The sequence below is a fragment of the Marinobacter sp. L-46 genome (genome assembly GCF_056859535.1).
This window is the reverse complement of record NZ_JBSXOP010000060.1, coordinates 1-11,355: the sequence shown is the minus strand read 5'-3', so window position 1 is coordinate 11,355 and position 11,355 is coordinate 1. Positions and strand designations below refer to the sequence as shown.

9 protein-coding genes and 1 pseudogene are annotated in these 11,355 nt (G+C 48.4%); 2 read left to right on the top strand and 8 right to left on the bottom strand.

The features are described from left to right. Positions 1 to 617: 617 nt before the first annotated feature. The 6 genes from AC13DJ_RS09605 to AC13DJ_RS09580 form a co-directional block, all read right to left on the bottom strand. The gene (locus AC13DJ_RS09605) at positions 618 to 1,856 is read right to left on the bottom strand and encodes a thiolase family protein (protein WP_053114423.1); all 1,239 of its coding nucleotides are present in this window, start codon (positions 1,854 to 1,856) and stop codon (positions 618 to 620) included. 82 nt (positions 1,857 to 1,938) lie between these two features. Further along, complete coding sequence (locus AC13DJ_RS09600; protein ID WP_053114421.1) at positions 1,939 to 3,501, bottom strand: class I adenylate-forming enzyme family protein; 1,563 nt, start codon at positions 3,499 to 3,501, stop codon at positions 1,939 to 1,941. Between the two features lie 78 nt (positions 3,502 to 3,579). Beyond that, positions 3,580 to 4,641 (bottom strand): MBL fold metallo-hydrolase, encoded by a 1,062-nt coding sequence (locus tag AC13DJ_RS09595; RefSeq protein WP_053114419.1) that lies wholly within the window; start codon positions 4,639 to 4,641, stop codon positions 3,580 to 3,582. Positions 4,642 to 4,733: 92 nt separating this feature from the next. After that, positions 4,734 to 5,510 carry an SDR family NAD(P)-dependent oxidoreductase gene (locus AC13DJ_RS09590; RefSeq protein ID WP_053114417.1) on the bottom strand — a complete coding sequence of 259 codons (777 nt, stop codon included), beginning with the start codon at positions 5,508 to 5,510 and terminating at the stop codon, positions 4,734 to 4,736. 39 nt (positions 5,511 to 5,549) lie between these two features. Then, positions 5,550 to 6,338 (bottom strand): enoyl-CoA hydratase/isomerase family protein, encoded by a 789-nt coding sequence (locus tag AC13DJ_RS09585; protein ID WP_053114415.1) that lies wholly within the window; start codon positions 6,336 to 6,338, stop codon positions 5,550 to 5,552. Positions 6,339 to 6,376: 38 nt separating this feature from the next. After that, positions 6,377 to 7,522 carry an acyl-CoA dehydrogenase family protein gene (locus tag AC13DJ_RS09580; RefSeq protein ID WP_053114414.1) on the bottom strand — a complete coding sequence of 382 codons (1,146 nt, stop codon included), beginning with the start codon at positions 7,520 to 7,522 and terminating at the stop codon, positions 6,377 to 6,379. Between the two features lie 957 nt (positions 7,523 to 8,479). On the opposite strand from AC13DJ_RS09580, the pseudogene AC13DJ_RS09575 reads away from it, so the two are divergent. Both AC13DJ_RS09575 and AC13DJ_RS09570 read left to right on the top strand, forming a co-directional pair. Beyond that, positions 8,480 to 9,121: pseudogene (locus tag AC13DJ_RS09575) on the top strand (IS3 family transposase); the annotation flags it as partial. Between the two features lie 179 nt (positions 9,122 to 9,300). Next, positions 9,301 to 9,447, top strand: coding sequence for a tyrosine-type recombinase/integrase (locus AC13DJ_RS09570; RefSeq protein ID WP_227507720.1), 147 nt, complete (start codon positions 9,301 to 9,303; stop codon positions 9,445 to 9,447). A gap of 72 nt (positions 9,448 to 9,519) precedes the next feature. Here the strand turns inward: AC13DJ_RS09570 and umuC are convergent, their stop codons facing one another. Continuing rightward, entirely contained in the window at positions 9,520 to 10,806 is a 1,287-nt protein-coding gene (gene umuC, locus AC13DJ_RS09565) for a translesion error-prone DNA polymerase V subunit UmuC (protein ID WP_482932772.1), read from the bottom strand. Further along, positions 10,803 to 11,355 (bottom strand): LPD1 domain-containing protein (locus tag AC13DJ_RS09560; RefSeq protein ID WP_482936975.1); only part of this gene is annotated, 553 nt, incomplete at its 5' end. The genes AC13DJ_RS09560 and umuC, both read right to left, overlap by 4 nt.

Genomic DNA, 11,355 nt, shown 5'->3' with positions numbered 1-11,355 from the left:
TCTGGTTGTGAAAGAGCATGCAGGTTAGACTCGGACATGGCGTATCATTCCTCTGTTGGTTGTGATCTTGGCGGTGATCAACCAACAGGATACGCCACCCCTTCAGCCTGCTTCCATACACCAGAAATCACCATAACTCAGTTTTCGGTGCTGGCTCAGGCGCGGTGAATCATAAAACCCTTTAAAATCTCGCACACGGTAGCGCTTGCGCCACTTGAATACCATTTGAGTGTTAACCTGAAGCAAGCTGGATATCCCTGGGACCGTCTCGCATGCATTCCCTATGAAATGAAGACTGACACGATGAACTAGGCGTTTGATCAAAGTGCTGGCTCGGCACCTGCCATGGAGTTTCAATTGATCGTTTAGGGTCAGATTAAATGGAGCTATCGGCATGGGCACAATTGAATACTTCTCTTACTGACAGAAAAACTTCAATCATAGATGATATTAATCAGACGGCGCACTAAATCACCCTTTAGGGTTGAGGAACGACAATACAAAATTTTCAGTCTCAAATAATCCAATTGATCCATTGAGTCAACAGGTCGAAAAGCTTGAGTTGCCATGGCGGGACACTCTATATGCGCCCCGACATGGCCCATGCTAACCTTGTACTATTTAGAAAAAATATTTACTACAGCTGTAGCTTCCTCAACTCCGTAAATGCCGCCGCCATTTTCTTGAATGGCGATTTGAGCATTTTCGACTTGCCTTTTTCCAGCTTCGCCTCTCAATTGAGTCACTAGCTCATAAACTTGCCCTATTCCGGTTGCGCCAATCGGGTGTCCTTTGGATTCCAGACCGCCCGATGGATTGATGGGAATTCGGCCTCCTACAGTGAACTCGCCAGCTTCAGCAGCCCACCCAGCCCCACCATATGGCGCTAGCTGGAGATTCTCTGCCTGTATTATTTCCCCCATCGCAGTCGCATCGTGAACCTCGGCTACGTCAATATCGGTTGGAGCAACGCCAGACTTTTCATAAGCATCTTTAGCAGCTAAAGCAGTTAGGTGATTTTCAAAATCATCGAAACTTCGATCTGAGCTCGATCGCACAACACTGGCAAGCAGCCTAATGGCTCTTGAGCTGTCTCCCTTAAGCCTCTTTAGCCCCGCAGCGCTACACAAAACCGCAGCCGCCGCGCCATCCGAAATAGGAGCGCACATCGGCAATGTAAGTGGGTAAGTAATAGGCGGTGCGGCCAAAACCTCCTCGATAGTATACGCAACCTGATACTGCGAGAGAGGATTATGAACAGAGTGTCGATGGTTTTTTGCGGATACGGCAGCGATTTGTCTTTGGGTCGTTCCGAATGTTTTCATATGGAACCGGGAGAACGCTGCATACACATCCATAAACATGGAATATGGTCTAGGGGACTGAGAGCCCTCCGGGCATTCGACTCCCTCCCCCATCTTTAAGAGGATGTCCCGGTTATCACTCACGGTTTCAACATCCCAAGCAGAGTCAAACGCCGAAAACATTTTTGCCTTATCAGGGCTGTTCATTTTCTCTACGCCCACAGCAATTGCGATGTCACAAGACCCGCTCCTAATAGCGTTCTCTGCCAAATGAAGGGCTGTGCTAGCAGATGCGCAAGCCCCCTCAAGGTTAAAGATAGGAATGCCCTCAAATCCCATCGACCGCAAAGCAACGTGACCAGGAATCATATGTTGATCATGCATTAAACCGATAACGCAAGAGGCGAAAAATGCTTGCTTTACATCAGCCTTGCTAGCTCCAGCATCAGTAAGCGCCTGCTCGATAGCCTCTCTCGCCAGTTCCTTATAACTATGATCAAAATGACGACCAAATTTTGTCATACCAACGCCGGCGACAAAAATATCTTCCATTATATTTCTCCGAGATTAGAACTTTTAAATCACAAATTTGACATTTGTTGTCACTATGATTTATGACTTTTTTACCTTGCTATTACGAAATTTTCCGTTCACCTTTCCAGTATTTTTCACGCACTTTCCTGCGTAAAACCTTACCAACCACACTAGTAGGAAGCTGATCGACAATCATTAGAGATTTTGGCGCTTTGTATCCACCGATCAGACCTTTAACATGCGCAACTAATTCATCTTCGCCTACATCACAACCTTCGCGTAAAGTAACCTCAGCATGAACCGCCTCGCCCCACTCTTCATGCGGGATACCAACAACTGCCGACATTAAAATTGAAGGGTGGCTATTAAGTGCCGCTTCGACTTCATTAGCATAAACGTTAAAGCCACCTGAAATAATCATATCTTTTTTCCGGTCAACCAAGTAAATAAATCCTTCATCATCCATATAACCAAGGTCGCCCGACTTCCAAAATCCGTCCTTAAACTCAGCCCCAGTTTGCTCAGGAGCATTTAAATATCCGAGACATATACTTCGGGAACGTACCCAAATCTCACCGGTTTCTCCCTTCTGGACCTTCTCACCTTTTTCGTTCACGATTATGCATTCAACGCCAGGGGTCGGCTGCCCAGCTGAACTAAGCCTAACCTCATCTTCTTCTCTATTAATCAAATGCTGACTCGTCCCCATGTTCGACGCAAAACCAAAATGTTCGGTAGAGCCATAACACTGAACAAAAATATTCCCAAGTTTTTCTTGCAACTTTTTAAGCTTTCCGGGACTCATAGGCGCAGCGCCATAGATCACGAACCTCAGAGAACTCAAATCTGAATCGATCTCAAGCATACGATAAAGTATCGTGGGAACAAGAAACGTGAGCGTCGCTTTTTCTTTTTCAATGTTTTTGCAGTATAGATTCAAGTCAGGTTCATTTTGTGTAATGGTGCAACCACCAGAATACAACGTTGGCAAAAATAACATACCACTTCCGTGACTTATTGGTGCAATATGAATGCATCTGGGATTTCTGATCCATGCATCCTTATCTTGCAAGGCAAATGCCGTGTCACGGCAGCTAAGCCAGTTATCAATGCTGTACATTGCTGGTTTACCCTTACCTGTTGTACCTCCTGTAAACCGAATTATTGCGCAATGTTCTCTGTCATCAACGACTATATCTGGATTATGATCCGACGCCTTGTTGACCAAATCCCAGAAATAGAAAACACCATCAAGACTTTCTTTAGGCTCATCCATTACAATCACAGTAACGTTTCTATCCCGTAGCATCTTGTAATGAGAGTCGAGGAGCTCATTTTCAATAAATGCCACTTTGGCACCAGAAGCTTCAACTTGCCAAGTATGTTCTTCCAAGGAATCTCTAAAGTTTGTAAAAGCTCCGGTCACACAACCTTTAAAAATAGTAGGAGCATGAAGTAACGAAAGATTGTCGTTATCCAAAATATTAACAAACCTATCACCAGCACCGAGCCCTAAAGACGTCATCATGTTTACAATTCTGTTAGTCAGTGCATGAAACTCTGCGAAGCTGTAGCGCCTATTACGCTCAATATTTACAATAGCTTCACATTCACCATATCGATTTGCCAAATTTTCCATGTGATTACTGAAATTAATTTTCATAAATTCCTCGCTTGTTAGGACTTATTTTTATATAAGCTATGGTCTCAGGTCATTATTTAATCGAAAACAGTAAAATAACTATTTTTCAACTAAAATTGAGCGAAACTCTATAGCGTCAGAAGACTCGTTTTTCTGAATCTTTACTTCTCCCGAATTGACCAGAAAAATTAAGTGCGCAAATGTTTCCTCAAGTGCGAGGCAGCGACCGAAGCCTTTCACCGCGCCCCAACCTACAAAAGATAACAATTCATCTGTAGTTAACCATTGATCAAGCTTTCGAATTAACGTTCTTAACAGGTTGTGATGATGCTCTAAAATCTCGTCAACCCTAGCTATTGCATTGAAAAATATCCTTTCATGCGCTGGTAAAACTAAATAATCTGGGTTAACCCATGACTTTAGATCAGTTAAGCTTTCGAGCCAATTTTTGATAGGATTGTCATTTAAGCTTATTATATCCGTACCTACATGAGGCGTTATGCCTGGAAGCACTTGGTCCCCAGAGATAAATATTCCTAGCTTGTCGTTTTTAAGACATATATGCTCAACGGAATGACCAGATCCGGACCAAATATCCCAATCATTTTCTCCTATAATTATAGATTCGCCTTTTTCAATTATTTTTACTTTCTCTGGGAGAGGACCATAAAGGTTATCCATTACTCTTGCGTATTTCTTTAACTCAGGTATTTCTGTATTCGAAACCCCCAAAGTTCTATAGAAAAAGTCATCCTTTTCATGGTCACTGGATAACCTGCTAAACTCGTCACGCCTGGCTTTGGAAATTTCATTCTCGGAGGCATAGACTGGTACTTGGAAATGTTGCTGAATCCAGCCGGAGAGGCCAATATGGTCAGGATGACAGTGTGTAACCAACAATCCAGTGAGCTTTTTTGGCTCAGGTAGTTTTTGTACTATTTCTTCCCAAATTTCCCGATTAGCATCCGAACTTGGGCCACTATCAATGGCAAACCAACCGCCTTTATCTTTAATCAGATAGATATTTATATGGTCAAGCTTTGAGGGAATTGTAAGCCTCGTCCAGAGCAGACCAGCACTGATAGAAACCAGCTCTCCAAATTTAGGAGGAGCTATATTTATTATGTTTCCCTGAGCAACGCTTCTATTGGTGGTATGCACAATTTATCCCTCAACGAACTGTTAAATTTTATTTAATTAATTTAAAAAGAGCCCCCCATTTTGGAGGGCTAAAGGGACACATCCTTTTACCGCTATTTCGCCTGCATAACTGTTGCAGCATCAAGACGGATATAGCGACCATTCATATATCCGTTTTCAACTAGAAATACGCATGCTGAAGCAAACTCATCAACATTACCCATCCGTTTGGGTGCTTCGCACATTTCGATCAAGGCATTTTTCACCTTTGAATCCAGCGCATCTACCATCGGAGTTGCGAATAACCCTGGGGCAATTGAATTGACGCGAACACCGATTGAACCTAGTTCACGTGCTGCTGGAATATTGATTCCGTTAACCCCGGACTTGGAAGCGCCATAAGCGCACTGTCCAAGCTGTCCCTCCCAAGCAGCGCCCGATGAAACGTTAATAATGACGCCCCGTTCACCATTTTGATCCGGTTCATTCAGTGCCATCTTTTCTGCACACTTAGCCATTACTGTATATAGGCCCACTAGATTTACGTTTATTACATTTCTAAAATTATTGATCGAGCCCGCAATTCCATTTTTATCGAGAATCTTTTTTGGGGCTACAATCCCCGCCGCATTTATGTCCACATGGATTGCGCCAAATTTTTGGATCGTTGCGCTAATCGCGGCATCCACATCGTTCTCTTCGGTGACATCAGTGGCTATAAAAATCGCGTTTTCATCACCGAGCTCTTCTACAGCACTCAGTCCGGCTTCTCGGTTCATATCTAGTAAAGCGACCTTTGCCTTTTTCTTTTTCACAAGATAGCGCGCAGTTGCTAGCCCTAGACCAGATGCACCTCCGCTAATCACAACTACTTTATTTTCCAAATTCATGATCTACTCCTGTTTGAATATTTGAGACCTAAATGTGACTTAGTAACCTTTGAATTGAGGCCTTCGCTTTTCACTAAATGCATTAAGGCCTTCCATAGCGTCATATGAACGCATGTGGCGTCGGAAGAGTACCTGTTCATGCTCCAAGGCATCGTGAAGAGCCTTGCTGCCTGTTTCATTCGCCACAGTTTTCATACGTTGAAGCGCAATTGGGCTTTTCTCTGCGATTAACTCTGCAATCCTTTGTGTTTCAGCTCGCAGGGAATTAAGATCCACCACTTGATTCACAAATCCGTAAATTTTCATTTCTTCTGCAGAAAGCGTGCTACCGGTGAAAAGCAGAAATTTCGCTACGTTAAGAGGAATGATTCTTGGTAAAACTGCTGCGCCGCCAGCTCCAGGGTATACGCCGTAGTTGGCGTGCGCGTCTCCGATTCTTGCGCTATCAGCCGCAACCACGATGTCCGCACACATGGCGGTTTCAAGGCCTCCAGCCATCGTGATGCCGTTCAAGGCCGCGATTACCGGCTTAGGGAAGTCACGAAGTACATTCAAAACGCGCCCAGTCAATCGATCGATAAAATCCGCTTCTCCGGGTTGTAAGCGAGCAGAATTAAGGATCTCTTTCAGATCTGCTCCGGCGCAAAAGGCTCTCCCCTTTCCAGTCAAAACAATGACTTTTACGGCATCATCATTAGCGATCCTGGGCAAAATCTCTTCAAACTCATCCAGCATCTGCAGATTGATCGCATTCATTTCATTCGGGCGGTTTAGATTAATCCACCCAACGGGTCCAGATTGCTCATAAAGTAAGGCACTGTTCGTCATTTGATTACCTCGCCAAGTCATCTTGTTTTGGTGGCTTTTTAACTGAAGGCCGGTACACCAGTTAGTGATCGGGCGATTAACAGCTTTTGGATTTCAGTCGTTCCATCTGGAATAGGGCCAATTATTGCCTCCCTCGCTAGTCGCTCTACGATGAACTCTTTAGTAACACCATTACCGCCGTGGATCTGAACCGCATCTCGACAGGCTTTTACCGCGATTTCTGTGCTAAACCACTTTGCCATCGCACACTCCTTGTCACACCGCAAACCTTGATCAATCATTTCTGCTGCCCTGAGCGTAAGTAATCGAGCGGCATCAATCTGCGTAGCCATGTTGGCAATTTTCTCTGCAATCAGCTGATGACCTGCAATCAATTTCCCATGTTGAGATCGGGTTTGACTGTATTTAATTGACTCTTCCATCGCCCGTCTTGCAATCGAATAGCCCCACGCGGCCATGTGACACCGGGCACGCTCAAAGGTTACTAGCGTGTTCTTTAATCCCTGCCCGATCTCCCCGACAGTGTTCTCGACGGGTACGCGTACATCCGCGAGGAAAATTTGAGAGGTTGATTGTCCGTTCAACGCCATTTTAGGAATGCCACGCACTTCGAGGCCCGGTGTATCTGCCTCGATAAGGATGTGTGTCAATTCGCCTTCGCCGGTCTTACAGGTGCATACGAAGATATCCATATGCTCTCCATTGGAAATCCACGTTTTCTCTCCATTAATGACCCAATAATCCCCATCACGGACTGCACGCGTCTTTGCAGCAGCAACGTCCGAACCGACGTCAGGCTCAGATATCCCCATGCTTATGAAAACTTCACCAGAGAGCAGTCCAGGGACATATTTTTCCTTCACGGAATCAGAAGCATTTCTGATTAACATGTCTGCGCCGGAAACATTGATAAGGATTGGTAGCGCCAGATCGATTGCACTGACACCAACCTCCTCCCACAAGCGCAAATGTGTGACCCAATCCATCTCTAAGCCCCCCCACTGTTCTGGGAACGGCGCTCTGATCAGACCATATTCTGTCAACGTTTTGATGAAGCCCTTCATCATCTCTTTGGGAATAAACTTTTCACCGTGGGCTCTCAATTTTGGCTCAATCTCAGCGTCGAGAACCTTCCTCAAGCCGTCCGTGGCCATTCTTTGTTCTTCTGTCATCTGCATGGTCATAAAATCGCCTTTCTAACTAAGGGAGAGCTATCGTTGGCAGCTCGGGTTTGTTGGATATTTCTAACCGTATCTCAATCGTTTTGGCTTCACCCCCCTCAAAAGCGGGGGTAGGGCCAATGATCAATTTTCTAGATACTTAGTTTTCTAAGAGGACTGTTATCAACAACGGTCGATTAGCCAGCTCGTGGGCGTTCCCAGGACATCCGGGGGTGCAGTAACTCTGCTACGGCAAGACAAAACTAGCAGAGGGCGCGGGAATTCCAGGCCTTATCAGCTTTGACAATCCCAATTGCTAGATAGCGTCATTTTTTGGTAGGCGTTTCTGGAACATATGAAACGACCGGAAGGGGCGGTCCCTGGCTTGGCCAGTGCAGGTATTCAGATGGTCACTAACCGTCAAACCATCGCGTTTATCGGCAGATCAGTGTCTTACACCTCAATTTTCATAACTTGCTTTTTGGCGGCCCTGGACTTGGCTATTATCAGGCTGGGAAGAGATCATCCGAGAAATTTTCCAGTGCCCTGCTGATCAACCTCGTTTTCGCCACAGGATTATTCGGTATTGGTCTCTCCTACCCGTTCTTCAGCTGGTATGTTCTGACGGTGACGGACCTCACTGCGGTAATCCCGGTACTCAGCAATGCTCTAACCCACCTGCTAGCCTTCTGTCCGACTATCATGGCACGGCTAATATTCTTTCTTGGCCAGACCGTGCCATTGCTACTTAACGCGGCAGACCAGAATACGAGAAAAAGCGAAGCCGCCGGTAGTGCTACAGCCTTGAGCACAATCGGCAATGTTGTTGGCTGCCTGCTGACGTCTTCGGTGCTGATGTACTTTCTTGGTGTGGGCTACTCCATCTTCTTTAATTGCGCAATTCTGGCCATCTGCGCTCTGTTGGTGATCAGTCCCGATCGATCTCCCATGAATTCCGCCCTGATTGGCGTTGCTGCTGAGGTGAATCACAAGAAGGTTTATCGGCTTTACCGGGAGGCAGGCCTGGCCGTCCGAAAACGCAAGCGCCGTAAAGGTGTGATGGTGGAACGACAGCCCCTGGTGTTGCCCGATGCACCGAATCATACGTGGTCCATGGACTTCGTGATGGATTCCTTGGCCAACGGGCGCAGGATCAAATGCCTGACTATCGTGGATGACTTCACCAAGGAATGCCTCGACATTCCCGTGGCCATGGGCATCTCGGGTGAACAGGTAGCCCGTACCCTGGATGGCATTGCGGCCTTCCGAGGCTACCCGAAAGCCGTTAGAACCGACCAAGGGCCGAAATTCACTGGCAAAGCACTCGATCAATGGGCCTATCGTCATGGCGTTGAACTGAAGCTGATTCAGCCCGGAAAGCCGATGCAGAATGGTTACGTCGAGAGCTTTAACGGAAAATTCCGGGATGAGTGTCTGAATGAACACTGGTTCCGAGATCTCGCACACGCCCGGGAGAAGATCAGCAATTGGCGCTTGGACTACAGTGAGCAGCGTCCGCACTCATCCCTAGTGTATCAGACACCCCTGGAGTTTGCCTCCGCTCTCCGACTTGGCAAAACTGATTCAGCAGTAACGGACATTACTAGGAAGCAGTTGGATTAAAGACTGGGGGCAGGTCAGGCATTATCTATTCCCGCCCCCAACAAGATGCGTTCACCTCATCGCTGCCTATATTTGCTGACATCACTCTCATCACTCTACACACGCGAGGCAATTAAGGCAGGCTGTGCAAACGAGCGGAATTACCAATCGGGTGACGGCGCATACTTTTCGCCACGCTTTTGGTACTGAGATCCCGAAGTGATATCCGAACGGTTCAGGAGATCCGCGGCCACAGCGATATTCGCACGACTGAAATCTACACCCACGTTATTGGCGATCGACGAGCTGGAACAGTTAGTCCATTTGACCGTTTGCTAGGTTCTTGAAGAATGACCAAGCGCTCAACTAGGCAGACAGCCCCGAGGATTACAGGCGCCATGAATGTTCGCTTTTGTTTACTAGCGAACCTTCGGCAAGTCATCCCAGCAGGTCGTATACGCCGGCGACAAATGCCCTCGCCGCATCGCATAGGCCGCAGGCCCGGCCTCTCTGGCCATGTAGACCGTCGCCCTGGACTTCCGGTTGATGGTATCCATCACCGCCATCAGGCGTTCCGATCTGCCACTGTCCGGCGCCTGCTCCTGCGCGGCTTGGAAGAGATCCTCCTGAACACCCGACTCATCCACCAGTTCCCCCAACATAACGCCGGCCTTAGCGTAATCAAATCCTTCCCGATACATCGGTCTAAGCAGGTTCAGAGCCTGCTGCACAATAACCCGGGAGTCCTGGCTGGGCTGGATGAGCTTCACGCTGGCACTGCGTGAATACTGCGGCGCCGTCGCCTTGAACGGATTGGTTCGGATGAACACCATCAGTTCCCCAGCATACTGCTGGCCTCCCCGCAGCTTCTCGGTCGCGCGGGCCGCAAAGTGCGCTACGGCTTCTTCCAGGTCGCTCAGTTTCTGAAGGGGCTGACCAAACGATCGGGAGCACATGATTTGCTTCTTCGGGGCCGGTACATCCTCCCACGGCACACAGGGCAAACCATTGAGCTCCCGGGCGGTGCGTTCCAACACCACAGAGAACTGTTTTCTGAGCGTTGCCAGATGGGTATCCGCTAGTTGTAACGCCGTGACAATACCCATGGTCTGAAGCCTGGCACTGAGTTTTCGCCCGACACCCCAAACCTCCTCAACCGGTACGCGGGCCATCAACCGCCGTTGCCGGTCGGGGTCCGTCAGATCGACCACGCCTCCAGTGGCTGGATATTTCTTGGCGGCATGGTTGGCCAGCTTGGCCAGGGTTCGCGTCGGAGCAATGCCCACACAGACCGGTAAGCCGGCGTTCTGATACACCGTGTTCCTGACCTCTCGCCCAAAGTCCTCAAAGGACACCACCCGGTCAATGCCGGTCAGGTCCAGAAAGGCTTCATCGATGGAATAGACATCCACTTTGGGAGCCAGGGCATCCAGAGTCGTCATCACCCGCCGGCTCATGTCGCCATAGAGGGTGTAGTTGGAGGAAAACACCTGGATGCCGTATCGGCGAATTTCCGGTTTAATGTGATGAACCGGCACGCCCATCTTGATCCCCAGCGCCTTGGCTTCTTTGGAACGGGCGACGACGCAGCCGTCGTTGTTGGACAGCACCACAACCGGTGTATGACGAAGATCCGGACGGAACAGCTTCTCGCAGGAGGCATAGAAGTTATTACAGTCCACCAGGGCGAACGCAGGCTTCCTCATCCGGCTTTGGCCTGTTCCCGATACAACGCAGCCCCGAGAGCGGCAAAGTAATACTGAAAGGCGTCATTGATACGCTGGCGATGCTCGCCCTGCGGATACAGACCCGCCTTGGCTTCATCAGAGTGAACGGTTCCGTTTACCAGAAATCGGTTACGCGGCTGGCTGTCTTCAATGAAGGCTTCAAAGGCGCGAGCGCACAGCTCCTCCGGTTTGGCGTAATAAACCGTTTTCAAGTGCTGATCGGCCACCTGGGAGGCTCGGAACAAAGTGCTCGGCGCTGTGCCGTCCTCCGTCAGCATGATGGCCTGGAAGCAAGCGCCTAGCCGTTCATTCAGTGGGTGGGGTTTACTGCTTACGCTGTTCAGCCAGGCACTGGAAGCGAAGCCGCACGGTCCGGCATTCCGGTAAGCTTTGCCACCCATGTAATGATCAAAGGCGTGAAACCATTCATGAGCGAGGCTACCCGCACCAGCGTTGTTGGCCAGCGCCAGCTGTCGGGTGGCGGGAATGTAGTGCGCGGCCACGCCCAACCGGCCGCCGATGCCATAC